We start from the raw sequence: 19,393 nt of genomic DNA on the forward strand, positions 1-19,393 counted from the left end.
CGGGTGAGCGCCGTGGAGCAGAAGTGGGACGACGGGCTGATCGCCCGCCGGACCGCCGCCGGGGACACGCCGCTGCGCGCGGGCACCGCCGACGACCGCGAGGGCGGCGCGTCCGGGACGTACGGCAGTGGGTCCGGGTCCGGGTCAGGTGGCTCAGGGCCGTACGGCGCCGGCGGCTCGGGACCGTACGACGGCGGGCCCGGTGACGGGAGCGGCGGGGCCGTGCCGCCCCGCGACGAACCCCCCGGCGGCGCCCACGCCGCCGCCCTCAAGGTCCGCCTCGACGCCCTGCGGGACCTCCTGGGGCTGTCCGCGACCCGCCTCGACCCTCCCGTCATCGCCGAGGCGAGCCGCGTACTGGACGAGGCCGCCGCCCGGCAGCGGCTCTCCTCACGGCACACCGTCGTCGCCATCGCGGGCGCCACGGGAAGCGGCAAATCGACACTGATCAACGCACTCGCCGGGGTGCCCGTCTCCGAGACCGGCCTCAGACGCCCCACCACCGCCGCGCCCATCGCCTGCACCTGGTCCGAGGGCGCCGCCGGGCTCCTGGACCGGCTCGGCATCCCCGGCCGGCTGCGCCGCAGACCCCTCGCGGGCGGCGACGGCGACGAGGCGCTGCGCGGGCTCGTCCTCGTGGACCTGCCCGACCACGACTCGGCGCTCACCGCCCACCGCGACCAGGTCGACCGCGTCCTCGGCCTGGTGGACGCCGTCATCTGGGTCGTGGACCCGGAGAAGTACGCCGACGCCGCCCTCCACGAGCGGTACCTGCGGCCGCTGGCCGGGCACGCCGAGATCACCTTCGTCGTCCTCAACCAGATCGACCGCCTCCCCGGCGACGCAGCCCACCAGGTCCTCGACGACCTGCGCCGCCTCCTCGACGACGACGGCGTGGCCCTCGGCGAACACGGCGAACCGGGCGCCACCGTCCTCGCCCTGTCCGCCCTGACCGGCGAGGGCGTCCCCGAACTGCGCGAACTGCTCGGCACGTTCGTCCAGGGCCACCAGGCCGCGACCCGTCGCCTGTCCGCCGACGTCGACGCGGCCGCCAGCCGGCTGCGCCCCGTCTACGTGGGGGAGGGGCGCCCGGGGCTCGGCGAGCGGTCCCGGGAGGACTTCACCGCCCGGCTCGCCGTCGCGGTCGGCGCCGCCGCCGCGGGCGAGGCCGCCGAGCGCGAGTGGCGGCGCAACGCCGGACGCGCCTGCGGCACCCCGTGGCTGCGGCTGTGGCGCTGGTACGAGCGGCTGCGCACCCCCGGCGGCGGTGGCGGCGAGCCTGCGGGGACGCCCCCGCCGGAGGAGGAGCCGACGGCCCGGCAGCGCGTCGAGCACGCCGTACGGGTCGTCGCCGAGGAGGCCGCGCGGGGGCTGCCCGCCCCGTGGGCGCAGGCGGTGCGGGAGGCGGCGGCGCGCGGCGCGCGGGGCCTGCCGGAGGCGCTTGACGAACTGGCGGCGGGAGCCCGTGACCCGAAGCCGGGCGGGAAGCCGCCGCGCCCCGCCTGGTGGCCGGTCGCCGTGCTGGTCCAGGCCTCCATGACGCTGCTCCAGGTGTTCGGCGCGCTGTGGCTGGTGGGGCAGATCGTGGGCGTACTGGAGCCGGGGCTGATGCCGCCGGTGCTGGTGATGCTCGCCGGGATCGTGGGCGGGCCGCTCGTGGAGTGGGCGTGCGTGGCGGCGGCCCGTGGGCCCGCGCGCCGGTACGGGCGGGAGACGGAGCGGCGCTTGCGCGAGGCGGCGGCGGGCTGCGGGCGGGCCATGGTCCTGGACCCGATCGCGACGGAGCTGATGCGGTACCGGGAGGTTCGGGAGCAGTACGCGACGGTGTCGGGCGGCAGGGTCCCGACCGGGTGAGCGCGCAGGGGCCTCCCGGGGCCGTCGGCTCAGGCCCCGGTGAGGTGACCGTCCCGGCCCGCTGGGCGAACCCGTGGCGTGGGTCTCCGGCACGTCGTTCCACGAACGGGTGACGGGGATTTCCCCAGGCGCCGTCGCCGTCCACAGGGCCGAGCGGGGTGGGCCCGTCGCGGCCACCATGGAGGGACGGACGACGCGGGGGAGCGTCGCGAACGGGGAGGAGAACGCGTCATGAACGACACCCTGGTGACGGTCGTGGGGAACGTGGCGACCAACGTGGAGTACAGGGAGACGCCGACGGGCGGGGTGGCGAGGTTCCGCTTCGCCGCCACGGCCCGTCGGTGGGACCGGGAGCGTGCGGCGTGGTCCGACGGGCCCACCAGCTTCTACACGGTCAGCGCGTGGCGGCAGCTCGGTGCGAACCTGGCGGCGTCGGTGACCGTCGGTGAACCGCTGGTCGTGCACGGGCGGCTGAGGGTCCGTGAGGAGCAGCCGGTCGCCGGGCAGGGCGGGCAGGGCGGACCCGGGGGGCAGCGCAGGACCTTCGTGGACATCGACGCGGTGGCCGTCGGCCACGACCTGGCGCGCGGCACGTCGGCGTTCCGCCGGGGCGGGAAGCGAGGACCTGAACAAGCCATGACGGAAGGGCCGGAGGAGCTGCCAGTGCGCGGCCCGGAGCTGGTAGCCACCTGAGATGGCCTCAGAACGCCGCCCATACCGGCACGAACGGGACGGTCATCGCGCAGAGTTGAACGCCCTTTGGCCGAAAGTCACGAGGTTCATGCGCGGTTGACGGTAACGATTCTGAATCGGAATGGTTGAGCGAGGGCATCAGGGGGGACTCGCCGTGGCCGCCTCTCTAGGATTCCGGTACTCACGGGGCACTTGAGTCATCAGGCGAGTCCCATCCCCCACGTGTCCCACGACGTGATCCGCGCCGTGGGCACGGCGCAGGAGGACTCGCCCAGAGGGGAAATCTGTGTTTGCTGCGTTTTCTGTCCAGCGGCGGGAGCGGCTCGGCCGCCGGGTCGCCGCCGCGGTCCTGACCTCCGGTCTGGCCGTGGGAGGCTCCATAGCCGGGACGGCCGTCGCCGTCGCCGACGAGACCCCCCACCACCAGGGAGGCGCCTCCGCCACCCTCAACGGGCTGACCACCTACGACGGTGCCGTCTTCAAGGAGAACGGCAAGGAGAAGTCGCTTCCCGCGGGCCTCTTCGAGATGGCCGTCGACGGGGGCGGCACGCTCAAGACGTACTGCATCGACATCCACAACCCGACCCAGCAGAAGGCCAAGTACCTCGAGACGCCCTGGGAGCAGACCTCGCTCGGGCACAACGAGCAGGCCGGCAAGATCCTGTGGGTCCTGAAGAACTCCTACCCGCAGGTGGACAACCTCGCCGCGCTGGCCGAGAAGGCGCAGAGCGGCCCCCTGACGGAGAAGACCGCCGCCGCCGGCACGCAGGTCGCCATCTGGCGCTTCTCCGACGGCGCGAACGTCGAGGCCAAGGACCCGGCCGCCGAGAAGCTCGCCGACTGGCTGGAGGAGAACGCCAAGAAGCTCGAAGAGCCCAAGGCGTCGCTGACCCTGGAGCCGAACGCCGTCTCCGGCAAGGCCGGCGGCAAGCTCGGCCCGATCACCGTCCGCACCAACGCCGGGACGGCCACCGTGACCGCCCCGGACGTCGCCGGTGTGAAGGTCACCGACAAGGACGGCAAGCCGGTCACCGAGGCCAAGGACGGCCAGGAGCTGTACGTCGACGTGCCCGCCGGCACGGCTGACGGCTCCGCGAAGTTCAACGTCCAGGCGAGCACGTCCGTCTCCGTGGGCCGCGCCTTCGCCAGCCTCTCCAAGAGCCAGACGCAGATCCTGGCCGGCTCCAGCGAGTCGACCGTCTCCGCGACCGGCAGCGCCACCTGGGCGAAGAAGGGCGCCATCCCGGCCCTGACCGCCGAGAAGAACTGCGCCAAGGGCGGCGTCGACGTCACCGCGAAGAACGAGGGCGACGAGGCGTTCACCTTCGAGCTGGCGAACCAGAAGGTCGAGATCGGCGCGGGCGAGTCCAAGACCGTCACCATCCCGGTCGCCGAGGACCAGCCGTACGAGTTCACCATCGACCTGCCCGGCGGCGAGAAGAAGACGTTCAAGGGCGTCCTCGACTGCAAGACCAGCAGCGACACGACCGCCCCGCCGACCACGGGCGACGACAAGCCGAGCTCCGAGCCGACCCCGCAGTCCGGCGGCACCACCGACGGTGCGACCGGCGGTGACGACACCACCGGTGACCTCGCCGAGACCGGCGCCTCCAACGCCACGCCGATGATCGCGGGCATCGCCGTCGCGCTGCTCCTGCTGGGCGGCGGCGCGGTCTTCCTCGTCCGCAAGAAGAAGGGCGCCGCGGCCGGTCAGTGACCCCGTAGCGACCCACAGGGACGGCCCCGGACGCACACCGCGCCCGGGGCCGTCCCCGTTCCCCCGCCCCGCGAGCCGGCGCGCCCGGCGAGCCGGTCAAGGACGTGCGGCTCGTACTGGTGAGGTCCGTGAGCCCCGCGGCGTCCAGGGGACGCCCCGTTGTCCTGTGCCCGTGTCTTCGAGAGGACGTCCCCCGACTGTGCTCCGGCCGCGTGGCTCTCCCGGGCCACGCCCTGACTCTCCCAGGCCCTTCGCCCGCAGTCCCTCGCCCACCTCGGGGCCCCCAGGGCTCTTCGGGCCGTCCGTCACCGTCTGTCGGAAACGCCGGCAGTCCCCGGCTCTCCGGGGCTTTCCCCCGCCGTCCGTAGGGGGCTGCCGAGCCGTCCTCGGGCTGTCGCCCGGCTCTGCGGGCCGTCCCAGGCCGTGGAGGCACGTTCGCGGGCGGGGGTGACCTCCGAGGGGGGCGTCCAGAAGCGGAAGCGTGTCTTCCCGTGGCCCCGGTCGGCAGGTGCCCGGACTACTCGTTTTCGTCTGGGGGTGGCGGTCAGGCAAGATGGGGTGTTTCTTGCGAATCCGGAGTAGAAAGGGGCCCCCTGACCTGCGGGGGAGCCGTCCATCAGGGGCCGTCGTGGGGCCGTGGGCCGTCTGTGGGCCGTCAGGCCGCCAGGGGGACGTCCGAAGCGCGTCCGAAGACCGCAGACACCGCCGCCCGTGTCCTCTGCTCGCTGCTCGGCATCAGGTGCGTGTAGATCCGGAGCGTGAATCCCGGATCCGAGTGCCCGAGGTACACGCTCAGGGCCTTGATGCTCTCGCCCCCGTCCAGGAGTACCGAGGCGTAGAAGTGCCGCAGTGCGTGCATCCCGTCGTCCGGTGCGGCAGCGTATCGCTTGCCTGGCTCTCGGGGCGGGATGACGCCAGCGGACGCCAGGGCTGGCTTCCAGACGTAGTCATCGAAGTAGCTGCGCCAGATGGCATTGCCCACGGTGCTCGTGAAGACGAGCTGGCGGGCCACCAGCGGCCCATCCGGGGTCTTCCAAGGCAACTTCACCTCGACGGGCGGAAAGCGCTCCATATGGGCGCGTAGAGCCTCGGCGGTCACCGGGCTCAGCGGCACGTCACGGAGCTTGCCGCGCTTGGGTGGAGCGAACACGAGCGTGCCGCCTACGCGCTTGACCTGCTGCCGGACGTGGAGCCACCCGTTCGTGAAGTCGATGTCTTCCTGATCCAATCCGAAGATCTCCCCTTGGCGCAGACCACAGCCCCCACCGACGTCCACAGTGGCGGCGTACCGGTCGGGCAGTCCTGCCCGGACGGCGAAGACGCGTTCCTCGGGCCACGGCTTGACCAAGCGCGGGTCCGGTTCGGGGGCCTTGACTGACTGGGCGTGGCACGGATTCGACCGGATGACTCCGTCGTCTACCGCTGCGTTGAACAGCGACGAGACAGAGTCGTAGATGGCTCGCCGGTACGTCGCATTGGGGAGCGAAACCTTGAGGCTGCTCAGCCAAGCTCTCATGTGTTCCGGCTTGAACGACCCCATGGGGCGGGCACCCAGTGAAGGGATGGCGTGGAGCCGAATCCGTCGCCTCACCACCTCCTGGCTGACAGCGTCGGTCGTCAGTTCGGCGAGCCACTTCTCGGCGTACTCGCGGAACGTGATCCGCCCGGCTTTCGGATCAAAGAACTGCCCTGCGTCCATGTCCGCCTGGATTCGCCTGAGCCACTTCTCGGCCCGGCCCTTCTCACGGTCTGGGAAGCTCTGCGACTGCTCGCTGCCGTCGGGGGCGATGTAGCGGGCGCGGTAGCGCATGCCGGTGCCGTAGCGGTCGGTTTTCACGCGGCGGGGCTTGCCGTCTGGGCCGGGTTCGGTCTTGTACCAGCGGTCTTGGATGTGGCCAGCCATGTGGGCTGTGGGTCCTTTCGCTGCGCTGGAAGGCCCGTGCCGCTCCTGGGCGGGGCGGCACGGGCCGACGGGTTGGTGTGGTCAGGCGGCCGTGTCGAGGGCGCTCTGCTGGGTGACCCAGGCGCGGACGGCGGCGGGGTCGTAGCGGACGTGGCGGCCGACGCGGAAGCCGGGCGGGCCGGTGTGCTGCTTGCGCCAGTGGTAGACGGTCTCGATGGGGACGGAGAACATCACGGCGATGTCGTCGGGGGTGAGGTAGCGGTCGGGAAGACCGCCTCGGAGTGTGGCCATGGGGTCGGGTTCGGGCTTCACTGGGCGCCCTCCGAAGTTGGGTGACGTGGCTTTGAGTCGTGGCTCTCGTGCGTCCGCGCCTGTCCGAGGTTCGGATTTCTGCGTCACTGCGTCATCTACGTCATGCCATGCGCTTGACCTGCGGCTTTCCTATGACGCAGCGGGTGGTGGGGTGCGTCATCGGTGACGCAGGGCTTGTGTCACCGATGACGCAGGTGACGCGGGATGACGCAGCCGCAGCCGTCTGCGTCACTCCCGTCGTGGCAGGTCACCGGCTGTTTGCGGCCCTTGGGTGACGCAGGTGACGCAGCGTCTCCCCTCTTAGGACGAAGAGGGGGGTGTCTGTAGTAGTGCGCGTGGCTCAGAGCGCGAAATGCGGAGCCGCTTCGCGGCGCGTCCATCGGCGGCGGCGAGCCGCCGAACTGCAAGAGGAGCACCGGCGTGCGAGGCGGGTGCTCCTCTTGCTTGTCCGCGCGCGCCGTGCGGCGGTCAGTGCAGGGTGTCCTGCTGGTGCGCGGGCTGTTCGGGCGTGCGGGTCATGGCGATGTAGCGGGCGGTCCTGGTGCGGCCCCAGTCGATGAGCACGCCCCGGGCGGCAAGGGTCGGCTGGAGGCGCTTGAGGCGGTCGGAGAGGACTTTCCCGGTGGTCGGCCAGCCTTTGGGCAGGGGGCGGCATTCTTCGCCGCTGTAGAGGCCGGTGAGGGCGTACAGCCATTCCGAGGACGTCATCCGCGTCTCCTCGCCCGGCGCCATACCGGCCGCCTGCTTGAGCACGGTCTGGGCGAGCAAGTCGCCCTCGATGACGTCGTCGTTGAGGTCGTCCAGGCTGGCCCGGTAGGCGGCGAGCGAGCCGAAACCGGTCGCCGCGTCTAGCTGCGCGCACAGGTGGGCGAAGTCGGCCATCCGCAGGTCGGTGGGGATGTCGGCTTCGGCGGCCCGCACCTTTACCGTGAGGTCGAGGAGCGAGCCGAGGATGACGGGCAGCATCTGCTCGTACTCGGCCCACAGCTCCGCCTCGGTCCGCCGCACGCGTGGCCGCTCCAGGCGGAGGGGGAGGAGGCGTTCGGCGAGGTCGGGGCGGATGACGCCGACGTCGATGCCGGTCAGCAGCAGGGGGCGGCGGTAGCGGGCACGGTGGACGTCGCCGTCGGTGAACAGGGCCCGCTTGACGTTCTCCGCTCCGGTGACGATGCAGCACATCGCGTCGGACAGGTCCGGGGTCATGTGGGAGAGGTTGTCCAGGGCGGTGACCCATCCGGCGGCGACGGCCGCCGTCAGGTTCTCCTCGTCCTTCGGCGCGCGGCGCAGGTCGCCGCTCATGCCCTCGATGATCCGCAGGAGCATCCGCCCGGCGGTGGACTTCCCCGCCCCCTGCGGCCCGGTGAGGAACGGCGCCGGGACAGGCACGGACGGGCCCAGGCATCCGACGAGCCAGGCGAGGGCCAGACATTCGGTTTCGGCGTTGGCGAAGTTCGTCAGCCGCAGCAGGGCGTCGATGCCCTTGCCGTCGGTGTCCTTGGCTGGCAGGGGGAGTTCCCCGGTGAGCTGGGTCCTGCGCCAGCACACCTCGCGCGGGTCGGGGATGGCGATGTCCCACCCGGTGGGGTGGATACGCACCGACCGCCCGTCCGTGCGACCGAGGTCCAGCCACGTCGCCCCGTCGAAGCCGGGCGCGACACGGATGTGCACAGACTGGACGTCCTCGGTGAGCGCGAGCGCTTCGATGAGGTCGAGGGCTTCCTTGAGGGCGGTGCCGTTGAACACGCCGATGCCGTCCTTGAACAGGCCGACCATGAGTTCCTGGCGGTGGCTTCCGGTGGTGCCCTGTGAGCGGATGGGGCGGGCGACGGGGTGGCCGTTGCGCTGGGCGTAGACGGTGCCGTCGGCGGTGCGGAAGTACCGGAAGTGCTGCTGCGCGTAGTCGGTGATGATCTCGCGGGCCGGGGTCTTGTCGTCCTCAGCCATGGTTCACAGCCCCAGGGCGGTGCGGGCGTTGGACCACGCGTCCAAGCAGTGCCGCACGGTCTCGCCCTTGGCCTGCGCGGCGGCGAACAGCCGCGTGACGTGGGCGTCGGTGAGGCAGCCGCACCGGCCATGCGTGGACAGCACTGCCAGGAACGTGGCGTAGACGGTCGCGTGGACCTGGCAGCGGGCTTCGGTGATGCGCTGCTCCGCCATGGCGATCCCACGTTCCAGGAAGACGGGCGAGCGGTGCGGGCACTGTCCGCCCCCGCCCGGCAAAGAGGCGGTGACGGGGTGCGGTCGTACCACGCCAGGCGTTTTCTCGACCAGCGCGCGGACGGCGTCTGGGAGCGGGGTCGTGGTGCCGGATCCGGGCCCGAGATAGCGGGCGTAGGACATGGCGGACTTGATGTCCACGCCGGGACGCACCGCGTTGCGGGACTCCATGGCGCCCCGGTAGATCCAGTGCTCCCCCCGCGTCGTCGGCACGGTCCGGGTGGCAGGCAGGTGCTCGCGCGCCCAGGCGACCGCGTCGGCGTCGTCCAGGTCGACCACGGTCACCCCCGCGCCGCCGGGGTGGTAGGCGACCGCCGCCGCCCGCCTCCACACGGCCGTCCAGGCGGGCGAGCCGATGACGGCGGGGTCGGTGGTGGCGGCGGCCCAGCCGTGGCACGGCCGCCGGCACGCGCAGGAGCCGGGGGTCTTCATGTTCGGCCGCCCGCCGCACGCGTTGCCGGCGCACGCGGGGCAGTTGCCGAACGGGACCTTCCCCGCCCGCAGAGGCAGCACCGGTACCCCTGCGTCGGCCAGCGCCAGGGCGACGGGCAGGTGACCGGCCCGGGCATCTCGCCGGATCAGGGTGGCATAGGTCATGCTGGAAACCTCCAGGTCAGTAGATCAGGAGCAGAGGGCGGCCCCGGTTCTTGGTCGGATGGGGGCCGCCCTTATGCGGAATGGCGTGTGGTGGGTGTTCAGGGAGGCGGGAGTACCCCCCCTCGCCGGGTGTCTGCGAGGGGGTTTCGGGGGCTGTGAGCTGGGGTGCCTCCCTGCCTCCCTGCAAGGTCGTTTGTGCAGGTCAGTGCGAGGGAGGTGGGTCAGGGAGAAGTTGAGGGAGTTCTCCCTGCCTCCCTGACCGTTGTGGGGTGCGGTTCCCTCTACTGGGCGGCGGAAGCGGAACCGTCGTTGGTCCGGTTGGCGAGGGCTCGGGCGATGCGGTCGCGGCCGACGACCATGCGGCCGTCGGACTTGTACGGCTGGGCTCCGGTGCCCTCCAGCACCCGCTTCAGATCGGCGTGGGTCCATGACCCGTACGCCTTGGGGTTGGTGGTGGCCAGCCGCTGGAGCACGTCCTGCGTGAGCACGCGGGGGGCGGTGCCGATCACGTGGGCGATGTCCGTCAGCGGGTCGGTCGGCTCGTCGGTGTCGATCACCCGCAGGGTGGTGACCCCGTCGCGCAGGGCCCGCGCCCGTGCGCCGACCTCGGCTGCGGCCTCGGTGTCGATGTAGTGCGTCCGCACGGTGATGGACGCCTGACCGGCCGGGATGTCGATCCCGTCGCTCGCCACGACAAGGGTGCCCTTGTCGAGGCCCTGGCGCAGCAGGTGCGGGGCGGCGCCGCCGTCCACGGCCTTGTCGCCCAGCGCCATGCGGGCCTGCGACTCGGTGCCCAGCGCGAGGGACGCGCGGGTGTGGGCGCCTTCGCGGACGAGCTTGGGAAGGTTCTGGTCAGTGGGGTCCTGCGTGCCCTGCCACAGCAGCACATTGACCGCACGCCCCTGGTTGTGAATCTTCCGCGCCGCCATGAAGTACCGGGACGTGGCCTTGGAGCCGCCGTAGGGGCGCTTCTCCTCATCCACGGCCGGGCACATGAACGCGACCTGCGCTTCGTCCACGAGGACGATGAGCGGGGGGAAGGCGGTGCCGGGCGGGGCGGTCAGGCGCCGCTCCATCTCCGTGACGCCGGACTCGACCATTTCGGTGGCCTGGATGACGTGGTCGTCGGTGGGGCCCTGGATAAGGACGGTGGCGATCCCGTCGAACATGGCCCAGTCCCCGGCGCCCTTGAGGTCCGCGATCCGGAACTCCACCGTCGGATCGAGGGCCAGCCACAGGGCGAGGGCGCGGACGGCGGCGGTCTTGCCCTGGTTCGACAGGCCGGTGACGAGCATGTGCCGCTGATACAGGCTCAACGCGGCGGCATCCCCGCGCAGGTCCTGCCCCCACGGCGCCTTGCCCTTCTTGTAGTCGGCCCGCAGCTCGGCGTCCAGGACGAGCGGGGACGGACCGATCGGCTCGTCCAGCGCTCCCGAATCAGCGATCCACAGCCGGACCGTGCGGGCGGCGGTGGGGATGGTGATGAACACCTCGTGCTCGTGCCGGGCGAGGTTCTCCGCGAGCTTCCGGCGCCGCCCCTGCACCTCCTGCGTCGACACCCCCGACGGCAAGGTGACATCCACCTCGACACCGCATCCGGCAATCTTGATGGGGCTGAGCATCGCGGCGCCGACGTCGCCCATCTCCTTGATGGCCTTCCGCAACGGCGCGATACCCAGATCCCGCAGGGCGGTGACGACGACGGACGGCGTGATCGGCGCCCCAGCGTCGCTTCCGCGCTGCTGGGCGGGAAGGGCCCACTGCGGCGCCGCCTGCTGGTGACGGCCGACCGCCCACAGACCGCACAGCGCCAGCCACGGCGCCACGGCGACGGCCGGTCCCCACACCACCGAGACGATGACAATCATCAGCTCGATGAACTCCACCACCGCCATCAGCGGGGTGACCACGTCGCCCGGCTCCTTCGTCGCCACCGCGAGCGCGACGCCGAGCAGCAGCAGACCGGCGAGGGTGCCGCCGGTGGCGTAGGCGGCGTTCTTCACCAGCGGCTCCGGGGAGGTCAGCAGGTCCATGCGCCGCTGGTGACGCGCCGCCCGGTACTGCCGCCCCCGCTCCTCCCACTCCGCGGCCGCCTCCAGGTTCCCCGCGGCTTCGGCGGCGCGGATCATCCGCTCGTACCGCGCCGCCGTACGGCCGTCCCACGCCCGGCGCGCCACGATCCGCGTACCGCCGACCACGTACGAGCCGTGACGGACCACGGCCCGCCCGGCGGCCCGCGTCCGCTCATCCCGCGCCGCCCGGCCGACCGCCCGCCCGCTGCGGCGCCACACCGGCACCGGACGGACCTCGGCGGCCTCCAACGGCAGCGGGTCGGCGGCCGGGGCGTCCGGGGCGGGGGCCCGGTCATCGGTGTCGGCGGGCGGGTCTTTGAAGAGGTGTACGACGTTGTCCGTCATGCTGAAAGCTCCTGTCTGCCCACCGAGTGGGCGGATGAGGGCCCGGAGCGGCCGGTAGTCCTTGGCCGGGTGACGGCCGCTCCGGGGTGGGGGGAACTAGCTAGTCGCACTGGCAGTAGTCGGCGAGCTGCATGCACTCGTCGCAGCGCCAGCAGTCACAGCCGCAGACGTGTCCGACGGCGCAGGAGCAGTGGCACATGCCCTCGCCGCAGGGCTCTTCGGTGCTCGTGTCGTCGTACATGGGGCTCTCTTCGTGGTCAGTGGGCGTGGCGGGCGCGGGCGTAGTCGGCGGGCGCGCATCCGGCGGCCTCAGCCGCGCGGGCGGCCTTGTCGGCCAGGTGGGCGGCCTGCTTGGCGATGTCGGAGTGGATGCCGTGCTGGGCGCCGATGCGGACCATGTCGCGTCCGGCGGCGACGGCGAGGGCGGCGAGCTGCTGCTTGCTGGTCATGCGGTCCCCCTTGTGGCGGTGGGCCGGGCTGTCCGGCTCCCCTCACCACCCCCGCGCGGGCGGGGGTGGATCGGGCAGGCGGCAGGACGGCGGGGTTCAGCGCCGGGGGTAGCCGTGGCCGGTGGGCGGGTAGGTTTCGGCGGCCTTGTCGGTCATCAGGCCCTCCATGACGACCGACTGGAAGTCGGCGTCCAGGCCGTTCGTCGGCTCGTGCTGGAAGGCGGTGTCGGCCCGGTCCAGGAGCCGACGGGTGCGGGCGTCGTCGGTGGCGGGCGTCTCGCTGCTGCTGCGGCGGAACAGACCCATGCGATCACTCCTCAGAGGTCTTGGGCGAGGTCCCGCCCGGCCTGTCCGGGCGGGACCTTAGGGGGCGGGGCACCACACGGGCTCAGGCGGCGACCCGCCTCCACGCGGCCCGCAGGCGGGTCTCGGAGGCGGAGTGCCCGGCGGCGCGGAAGCGGGTGGCCATCTCCCGGTAGGACAGGGCCGGGGTTTCGCTGTGGCGGATCTCGTCCACCAGCCGGTCCAGCTCCGCATCCGTCGCATCCGTCGGCGCGGGCAGCGCGTCCAGCGGGGGGACCGGATTGCTCGGCCCCCACACCGGCAGCTCCCAGGAGGGTGCGACGCCGGGTGTGACACGGCCCGTCACGCAGGTTAGAGCCCTTGCGGTGTCCTCACCGCCCCGTACCGTTTCGAGCGTGGACCACGCCCGTGAGAGGGCTTGCGCGGTGCGGGCCTGGACGCGTGCGACGCGTGCCCCGGCCTGTGTGACGGCCGTCAGCCGCGTCTCCTCCGTGACCGCGTCCGCCCGAAGCCGGGCGCGGGCCACGGCCGCTTCGTCGCGGGCCTCCTGCTGGATGCCCCGGATCGTCTTGAGCGCGTGCGCCGTCAGCGCGGTGCGCTCCCACAGCCCGTGCACCAACCACAGCGCCTTCGCGGCCAGGGGCAGCCAGGCCACGGCCAGCCACGCACCCGCGTTCTCCTCGGCGGTCAACGCGTGGGCGACCAGGACGCCGGTGGCGACCAGACCGAACCCCCACCCCACCGCCGTGACGGCGGGCGAGTGGTCGCCCTGCGCTGCCAGACGGCGCTCGTAGGCGAGAGTGGCCAGCCACCCGCCGTCGATCCCCAGACCGACGACCAGAGCGACCGGCCACGGCACCGCCGCACCCAGCCACATCATCACGACCGCGAGGGTCAGCACCATGGACACCGCCGTCATCGCGACGGCCGGCACAGTGGTCTTCGCGTTCACGCGGCACCGCCCGCCTGCACCGTGGCGGCGCGGTTCGTCAGGTCGCGGCGGGCGGCCAGGACGCGGTGGCGGGCCCGGCGGATGCGCCGGGCGTCCAGCTCCGTGACCGGCCGGTCCAGGGTCATGATCTGCGCGTCCAGCAGGTCCACTTCCGCAAGGATCAGCGGGAGTTCCTGCTCGATCCCCTCCAGCTCCGCCGCCGACGGCTCACCGTCGAACAGCACCGCCGTAACGGGCGCGCGAAGCGCTCCGATGGACTTCATTGGGTCGTGCTCCCTTCTCAGAGGAACGGCCCGAGCGAGGTCCCGGAGGGGCAACTCCGGGGCCTCTCGCCGTTGGAACCATCCGGCTCCCCTCGACCCCGCCCGTGCGGCACCCCCGTGAAGGGGGCCCGGACGGACGGAGGAGGCAACCGGCCGCAGCGGTGAGCTGCGGAGGTGGCGAAGCGTTCTACGGCCCCCAGTGGGGGCCCGCGATCTCTGCCCTTGTCTCACCGCGCGCACGGATCACTTGTCGCCCCGAAAGGGCGGCCTGGGAGAAGGTGCTTGCTACTCGCGCGGCAGGGCCTACGGCTTGTCGCAGATGCCTGAATGTCTGTCCCCTGTTGAGTTCTCAAGCCAGCAATCGCTTCCTTCGAGCCGTTTCACGGGCCCTCCGGGCGACGGGGCAGCCCGAAGAGGGCCCTCCCATGCGCGCCATTCGGCTCCAAGGAGCCATCTGGTGCGCACCAACAGATTGGCATCTGGTGCGCACCAGATGCAACCCCTGCGGTGCGACTGGTGTCGGCGCGTGTCTCCAGGGAACGGCCGGAACGGGGTGCCTCGGTAGCCAACGGGGGTTAACCTCAGGGGTGTTAACCAGCTCTCACCTGCGGCTTTATGGAGGCGGCATGGCGACGGGGTTAAGGGCGGCCAGGGCGGCGCGAGGCTGGTCGCAGGACCGTTTGGTCTACGAGATGCAGCGCTTCGCGGAGCGACGGCTCTTGGACATCGCCTCGGCGGCGAGCCTGAAGACGTACGTCTCAGAGTGGGAGAACGGGCACCGTACGGTCAGTGACCGGTACGCCGCGATCCTGCGGCCGCTTCTCGGTGTCACCGATGCTGAGCTGCGAGGGGAGGTTGAGTCACCGCCTCCCCAAGCGGACGGGTACGGAGATCTCCTGAGCCGCATCGACTTGGCGGGCAGCCTCAGTGAGTCCATGGTCCAGTCGTTCTACGACCAGACTGAGTTGTTGCGGACCATGGACCGGCAGATGGGTGCGACCGGCCTGATCGACCAGATGAACGGTCACCTCGCGGCCATGGAGGACGCACTGACCTTCGCGGTTCTGCCGGGCACGCGACGCCCCATCGCGACGGCCTTGGCCGGGGCCTCCACCCTCGCCGCGTGGCAGGCCCTGGACGCGGGCGCCGTCGAACGGGCGTGGAGGCGCTACGAGCTGGCCAGGAAGGCGGCCCAGGACGCAGAGTCGCCGTTGTACCTGGCGCATGCCATGGGCGAGCAGGCCTATGTGCTGGCCGACGCCGGCCGCCCGCAGCTCGCCGTCCAATTGGTGCGAAGCGCGCAGCAGACCCAGCCCGAGCGGCAGTCGCCCCGGCTGCGCGCGTGGCTCGCCGCAGCGGAGGCCGAACTGTGTGCCGCCGCCGGGGCCGGTATGGAGTCGGACGCACGGGCGGCCATGGATCGGGCAACAGCGCTGCTGCCGGACGACGGAGAGGCGCGCGATCCCGACATGCTGAGCATCTTCCTCAACACGGGACACCTTGCCCGATGGCGCGGAAACGTGCTGGCCAAGCTCGGAGACGGGTCAGCGATGGAGGAGCTGTACACCTCCCTGAACAGTGCTGACCCGTCCTTCGTGCGCGCGCGGTCGGGCCTGCACTGCGACCTCACGCAAGCGCACCTCGCCCGTGGTGAGCTGGACGATGCGCGCACCCATCTACAGCAGGCCAGGTTGCTGGCGAACCGAACGGGGTCTGTGCGGTACCGCCGACGCGTGGAGCTGCTTACCGGGCGGCTGTAGGCCGCGACGAGAGAAGGTGAAGGAGAGCTACCAGCGTTCCTGACCCCATCAGCTTGCCCTCGCTCATGAGCCTGGGAATCTCGTTCAGGGGAATCCAGGCGACGTGCCCGGCCTCCTCCGCGTCGGTCGGCTCACCGACCTTTGTGGCGCCGTGCGACACGAAGATCTCGTGTGGCGAGTCCACCATGCCGATCATGGGTTGGTACGTGACGACGTGCTCGACCTTCGCCGGGCGCCAGCCCGTTTCCTCCTCGGTTTCACGCGCGGCCGTGACAGCGGCGTCCTCGCCCGCGTCCACGATGCCGCCGGGAAGCTCCCAACCCCACTGGTCGGGGACGAAGCGGTACCGCCACAACATGAGGACGCGCTCTTGGTCATCGACCACGGCGGTGATCGCGACGTGGTGCAGCCGGACTACATGGTGCTCGAAGCGCGCCACGCCGGGCGGCTCGACATCCACCAGGTCCAGGTTCACCCAGCGGTTCTCGTAGATGCGGCGGCTGCCGTGAATCTGCCATGAATCCAGGTCGGGCGGCGTGGGGACGCCTTCGCCGCCCGCGACCCGGTAGGCGCTGCGGTCGTACGCCTTGATGAACCGCTCGTTGGCGAGCCGGGCCATGACCTGGCGGAGCGCTGTACGGCCGATCTCCAACTCGGCGCTCAGCGCGCGTTCCGACGGCAGCTTGTCTCCCGGTCCGTACCGACCCGACTCGATCCAGGAACGGATCGTCTCGTAGACCCTCTGCGTCTTGGGTCCCATCCTCGGCGCACACTCCCGGATCGACGGCTGTTGCTGGCCAGCGTATCGAGGGAGCCGAGTGATTGACTCTGCCATTCGAATCTCTCTTCGTCGCCGTCACCCGCGCCGGAAGCGAGGGTGCGTGTCCAAGGTTTTTAGCCGTCTGAGCTGCGCTTCCCGGCCTTCTCTGGGCCGTCTCTGGGCCGTCAGAGGGCCGCCAACGGTCACCGATGACCACCAATGACCACCTGATCAACTCGAAGCGGTCCGCACCTGGCCGCAGGTCAGAGGCCCCCGACCTACTCGTTTTCGTCTGGGGGTGGCGGTCAGGCAAGATGGGGTGTATCTGCCCTCATGCGGCGGAGCCGCGAATCGACCCCTACTGATTGCCGGACGGTTTCTCTTGGCTGAGTACATCTACACGATGCGCAAGGCGCGCAAGGCGCACGGCGACAAGGTCATCCTCGATGACGTGACGCTGAGCTTCCTGCCCGGCGCGAAGATCGGTGTGGTCGGCCCGAACGGCGCCGGTAAGTCCACCGTTCTCAAGATCATGGCGGGCCTGGAGCAGCCCTCCAACGGCGACGCGTTCCTGTCGCCCGGCTACACGGTCGGCATCCTCCTCCAGGAGCCCCCGCTCAACGAGAGCAAGACCGTCCTGGAGAACGTCCAGGAGGGCGTCGCCGAGATCAAGGGCAAGCTCGACCGGTTCAACGCGATCGCCGAGGAGATGGCGACCAACTACACCGACGAGCTCATGGAGGAGATGGGCAAGCTCCAGGAGGAGCTCGACCACGCCAACGCCTGGGACCTCGACGCCCAGCTCGAGCAGGCCATGGACGCCCTCGGCTGCCCGCCCGGCGACTGGCCGGTCACCCAGCTCTCCGGTGGCGAGAAGCGCCGTGTCGCGCTCTGCAAGCTGCTGCTGGAGGCCCCCGACCTGCTCCTCCTCGACGAGCCCACCAACCACCTGGACGCCGAGTCGGTCCAGTGGCTGGAGCAGCACCTCGCCAAGTACGCCGGCACCGTCGTCGCGATCACCCACGACCGGTACTTCCTCGACAACGTCGCCGAGTGGATCCTGGAGCTCGACCGCGGTCGCGCCTACCCGTACGAGGGCAACTACTCGACGTACCTGGAGACCAAGCAGGCCCGTCTCAAGGTCGAGGGGCAGAAGGACGCCAAGCGCGCCAAGCGGCTCAAGGAAGAGCTGGAGTGGGTCCGCTCCAACGCCAAGGGCCGCCAGGCCAAGTCCAAGGCCCGCCTCGCCCGTTACGAGGAGATGGCCGCAGAGGCGGAGAAGGCCAGGAAGCTGGACTTCGAGGAGATCCAGATCCCGCCGGGCCCCCGCCTGGGCAACGTCGTCGTCGAGGTCGAGAACCTCAGCAAGGCGTTCGGAGAGAAGGTCCTCATCGACGACCTCAGCTTCACCCTCCCGCGCAACGGCATCGTCGGCGTCATCGGCCCGAACGGCGCGGGCAAGACCACGCTGTTCAAGATGATCCAGGGCCTGGAGCAGCCCGACTCCGGCGCCATCCGCGTCGGCGACACGGTCAAGATCAGCTACGTGGACCAGAGCCGCGAGAACATCGACCCGAAGAAGACGCTGTGGGCCGTCGTCTCCGACGAGCTGGACTACATCAACGTCGGCCAGGTCGAGATGCCGTCCCGCGCCTACGTCTCCGCCTTCGGCTTCAAGGGCCCGGACCAGCAGAAGCCCGCCGGTGTCCTCTCCGGCGGTGAGCGCAACCGCCTCAACCTGGCGCTCACCCTCAAGCAGGGCGGCAACCTGCTGCTCCTCGACGAGCCGACCAACGACCTCGACGTCGAGACCCTGTCCTCCCTGGAGAACGCGCTGCTGGAGTTCCCCGGCTGCGCCGTGGTCGTCTCCCACGACCGCTGGTTCCTCGACCGCGTCGCCACGCACATCCTTGCGTACGAGGGCGACTCCAAGTGGTTCTGGTTCGAGGGCAACTTCGAGTCGTACGAGAAGAACAAGGTCGAGCGCCTCGGCCCGGACGCGGCCCGGCCGCACCGCGCCACGTACAAGAAGCTCACCCGAGGCTGAGGCGGCGCTTCGAGTGGCTCGGCACATCTACAGCTGCCCCCTGCGGTGGTCGGACATGGACGCCTTCGGGCACGTCAACAACGTGGTCTTCCTCCGCTACCTGGAAGAGGCGCGGATCGACTTCATGTTCCGGCTGGCGCCCGGGGACGGCTCCCCGTCGTTCTCCGGCGGGTCCGTCGTGGCCCGCCACGAGATCGACTACCTGCGGCCGCTGGTCCACCGGCACGAGCCGGTGACCATCGAGTCCTGGGTCACCAAGATCGGCGCGGCGTCCCTGACGATCGCGTACGAGATCAAGGACCCCGACCAGGTGTACGTGCGCGCCTCCACCGTCGTCGTCCCCTACGACCTGGAGGCGCAGCGCCCGCGCCGCATCACCGCCGAGGAGCGGGAGTTCCTCCAGGAGTACGTGGACGACGGGATGCGCTCGGAGGGCGCCGTCGCATGACGGCCCCGCTGCACTTCGTCGAGCCCAGGGAGGCGGCGGGCATCGCCGCCTTCCTGGCCCGGCTCGTCCACTACGACCGGGCCGCCGCCGTCCGCCTCCAGGCGGGAGACGGGGCCCTGGCCGTCTTCGGCCGCCCCCCGTCGTTCGAGGTGATCGCCGTCCGCACGGCCGCCCTCCACGACGACACGCCCCTCGACACGACCGTCTCCGCCGGTGAGCTGCTCGACGGCATCGAGGAGGCGGCGGGCAAGGCGATCGTGCCCGCGCCCGTCACCGGCCCGCCGTGGAGCGGGCTCCTCCCGCCGCGCGGCGGCTGGCGCGAGGTCGCGGGACTCCCGGACGCCGCCGGGCTGCGCGGCGCCGTCGCCGAGGCCGTCGCCGAGTTCCGCACGCGCGACGGGGAACTGCCGCCGCAGCACCGCACCCGCTCCGAACGCGACCGGATCGGCCGCGAGATATGGTCCCGCACCGTCGCCGGTACGGGCCTGCCGCTGCGCGCCGCGCACGCCGCCCAGTCGCTGGGGTTCCTGCCGCCCGCCGGGGCCCTCCCCCACGAGGTGCCCGTGGTGCTGCTCGCAGCCGGGCCGTGGCTGCGGCTGCGCACCCCGTACGGCTCCGTGGCCGTACGCACGGCGACGGGCCTCGGGCAGCTGGGCGTCACGCCCCTGCGCCACCCCTGAGGCCCGCCGGTCCGGATTCTC

At 71.4% G+C, this 19,393-nt stretch carries 18 protein-coding genes; 7 read left to right on the top strand and 11 right to left on the bottom strand.

Features of this window, described 5'->3' with window-relative positions; all coding sequences use genetic code 11:
- The first annotated feature begins 12 nt into the window (after window positions 1–12).
- From J116_RS18925 to J116_RS18935, 3 genes are all read left to right on the top strand, one after another.
- Window positions 13–1,854, top strand: coding sequence for a YfjP family GTPase (locus J116_RS18925; protein ID WP_028964253.1), 1,842 nt, complete (start codon window positions 13–15; stop codon window positions 1,852–1,854).
- A gap of 231 nt (window positions 1,855–2,085) precedes the next feature.
- Window positions 2,086–2,547: a single-stranded DNA-binding protein gene (locus J116_RS18930; protein WP_023588642.1), complete on the top strand. Its 462-nt coding sequence runs from the start codon at window positions 2,086–2,088 to the stop codon at window positions 2,545–2,547.
- A gap of 286 nt (window positions 2,548–2,833) precedes the next feature.
- Window positions 2,834–4,264, top strand: a complete 1,431-nt coding sequence (locus J116_RS18935; protein ID WP_023588643.1) for a Cys-Gln thioester bond-forming surface protein — start codon at window positions 2,834–2,836, stop codon at window positions 4,262–4,264.
- Window positions 4,265–4,919: 655 nt separating this feature from the next.
- Here J116_RS18935 and J116_RS18940 read toward each other — a convergent pair.
- The 10 genes from J116_RS18940 to J116_RS18980 all read right to left on the bottom strand — a co-directional run bounded on the left by J116_RS18940 (window position 4,920) and on the right by J116_RS18980 (window position 13,677).
- Entirely contained in the window at window positions 4,920–6,167 is a 1,248-nt protein-coding gene (locus tag J116_RS18940) for a tyrosine-type recombinase/integrase (RefSeq protein ID WP_023588644.1), read from the bottom strand.
- 81 nt (window positions 6,168–6,248) lie between these two features.
- Entirely contained in the window at window positions 6,249–6,458 is a 210-nt protein-coding gene (locus tag J116_RS18945) for a helix-turn-helix domain-containing protein (protein ID WP_037947962.1), read from the bottom strand.
- 489 nt (window positions 6,459–6,947) lie between these two features.
- Window positions 6,948–8,423, bottom strand: a complete 1,476-nt coding sequence (locus tag J116_RS18950) for an ATP-binding protein (protein ID WP_023588646.1) — start codon at window positions 8,421–8,423, stop codon at window positions 6,948–6,950.
- 3 nt (window positions 8,424–8,426) lie between these two features.
- On the bottom strand, window positions 8,427–9,293 hold the full coding sequence (locus J116_RS18955; RefSeq protein WP_023588647.1) for a bifunctional DNA primase/polymerase: 867 nt from the start codon (window positions 9,291–9,293) through the stop codon (window positions 8,427–8,429).
- Between the two features lie 281 nt (window positions 9,294–9,574).
- Window positions 9,575–11,710 (bottom strand): cell division protein FtsK, encoded by a 2,136-nt coding sequence (locus J116_RS18960; protein ID WP_023588648.1) that lies wholly within the window; start codon window positions 11,708–11,710, stop codon window positions 9,575–9,577.
- Window positions 11,711–11,810: 100 nt separating this feature from the next.
- Window positions 11,811–11,951: a hypothetical protein gene (locus J116_RS29955; RefSeq protein ID WP_023588649.1), complete on the bottom strand. Its 141-nt coding sequence runs from the start codon at window positions 11,949–11,951 to the stop codon at window positions 11,811–11,813.
- 16 nt (window positions 11,952–11,967) lie between these two features.
- Window positions 11,968–12,159: a hypothetical protein gene (locus tag J116_RS18965; RefSeq protein ID WP_023588650.1), complete on the bottom strand. Its 192-nt coding sequence runs from the start codon at window positions 12,157–12,159 to the stop codon at window positions 11,968–11,970.
- 96 nt (window positions 12,160–12,255) lie between these two features.
- Window positions 12,256–12,465 (bottom strand): hypothetical protein, encoded by a 210-nt coding sequence (locus tag J116_RS18970; protein ID WP_023588651.1) that lies wholly within the window; start codon window positions 12,463–12,465, stop codon window positions 12,256–12,258.
- Window positions 12,466–12,547: 82 nt separating this feature from the next.
- Window positions 12,548–13,414, bottom strand: coding sequence for a hypothetical protein (locus tag J116_RS18975; RefSeq protein WP_023588652.1), 867 nt, complete (start codon window positions 13,412–13,414; stop codon window positions 12,548–12,550).
- Window positions 13,411–13,677: a DUF6284 family protein gene (locus J116_RS18980; RefSeq protein WP_023588653.1), complete on the bottom strand. Its 267-nt coding sequence runs from the start codon at window positions 13,675–13,677 to the stop codon at window positions 13,411–13,413. Before J116_RS18980 ends, J116_RS18975 begins: the two co-directional genes overlap by 4 nt.
- 626 nt (window positions 13,678–14,303) lie before the next feature.
- Here J116_RS18980 and J116_RS18985 point away from each other — a divergent pair.
- Complete coding sequence (locus J116_RS18985; RefSeq protein ID WP_023588654.1) at window positions 14,304–15,437, top strand: helix-turn-helix domain-containing protein; 1,134 nt, start codon at window positions 14,304–14,306, stop codon at window positions 15,435–15,437.
- Here J116_RS18985 and J116_RS18990 read toward each other — a convergent pair.
- Window positions 15,421–16,197, bottom strand: coding sequence for an NUDIX domain-containing protein (locus tag J116_RS18990; protein WP_023588655.1), 777 nt, complete (start codon window positions 16,195–16,197; stop codon window positions 15,421–15,423). The two genes, J116_RS18985 and J116_RS18990, sit on opposite strands and share 17 nt — an antisense overlap.
- A gap of 382 nt (window positions 16,198–16,579) precedes the next feature.
- On the opposite strand from J116_RS18990, the gene ettA reads away from it, so the two are divergent.
- The 3 genes from ettA to J116_RS19005 are packed head-to-tail and all read left to right on the top strand — an operon-like array spanning window position 16,580 to window position 19,372.
- A complete protein-coding gene (gene ettA, locus J116_RS18995) occupies window positions 16,580–18,244 on the top strand; it encodes an energy-dependent translational throttle protein EttA (RefSeq protein WP_023588656.1) in 1,665 nt (554 codons plus the stop codon).
- 13 nt (window positions 18,245–18,257) lie between these two features.
- Window positions 18,258–18,692, top strand: coding sequence for an acyl-CoA thioesterase (locus J116_RS19000; RefSeq protein WP_023588657.1), 435 nt, complete (start codon window positions 18,258–18,260; stop codon window positions 18,690–18,692).
- Entirely contained in the window at window positions 18,689–19,372 is a 684-nt protein-coding gene (locus J116_RS19005) for a hypothetical protein (protein WP_023588658.1), read from the top strand. Before J116_RS19000 ends, J116_RS19005 begins: the two co-directional genes overlap by 4 nt.
- Window positions 19,373–19,393: the final 21 nt, after the last annotated feature.

The organism is Streptomyces thermolilacinus SPC6, assembly GCF_000478605.2.
Lineage (GTDB): Bacteria > Actinomycetota > Actinomycetes > Streptomycetales > Streptomycetaceae > Streptomyces > Streptomyces thermolilacinus.

Bases quoted from the DNA above. Each gene is read 5' to 3' on its own strand.
- J116_RS18930 (WP_023588642.1), top strand. From the start codon at position 2,086: ATGAACGACACCCTGGTGACGGTCGTGGGGAACGTGGCGACCAACGTG.
- J116_RS18940 (WP_023588644.1), bottom strand. From the start codon at position 6,167: ATGGCTGGCCACATCCAAGACCGCTGGTACAAGACCGAACCCGGCCCA.
- J116_RS18945 (WP_037947962.1), bottom strand. From the start codon at position 6,458: ATGGCCACACTCCGAGGCGGTCTTCCCGACCGCTACCTCACCCCCGAC.
- J116_RS18950 (WP_023588646.1), bottom strand. From the start codon at position 8,423: ATGGCTGAGGACGACAAGACCCCGGCCCGCGAGATCATCACCGACTAC.
- J116_RS18955 (WP_023588647.1), bottom strand. From the start codon at position 9,293: ATGACCTATGCCACCCTGATCCGGCGAGATGCCCGGGCCGGTCACCTG.
- J116_RS18960 (WP_023588648.1), bottom strand. From the start codon at position 11,710: ATGACGGACAACGTCGTACACCTCTTCAAAGACCCGCCCGCCGACACC.
- J116_RS29955 (WP_023588649.1), bottom strand. From the start codon at position 11,951: ATGTACGACGACACGAGCACCGAAGAGCCCTGCGGCGAGGGCATGTGC.
- J116_RS18965 (WP_023588650.1), bottom strand. From the start codon at position 12,159: ATGACCAGCAAGCAGCAGCTCGCCGCCCTCGCCGTCGCCGCCGGACGC.
- J116_RS18970 (WP_023588651.1), bottom strand. From the start codon at position 12,465: ATGGGTCTGTTCCGCCGCAGCAGCAGCGAGACGCCCGCCACCGACGAC.
- J116_RS18980 (WP_023588653.1), bottom strand. From the start codon at position 13,677: ATGAAGTCCATCGGAGCGCTTCGCGCGCCCGTTACGGCGGTGCTGTTC.
- J116_RS18985 (WP_023588654.1), top strand. From the start codon at position 14,304: ATGGCGACGGGGTTAAGGGCGGCCAGGGCGGCGCGAGGCTGGTCGCAG.
- J116_RS18990 (WP_023588655.1), bottom strand. From the start codon at position 16,197: ATGGGACCCAAGACGCAGAGGGTCTACGAGACGATCCGTTCCTGGATC.
- J116_RS19005 (WP_023588658.1), top strand. From the start codon at position 18,689: ATGACGGCCCCGCTGCACTTCGTCGAGCCCAGGGAGGCGGCGGGCATC.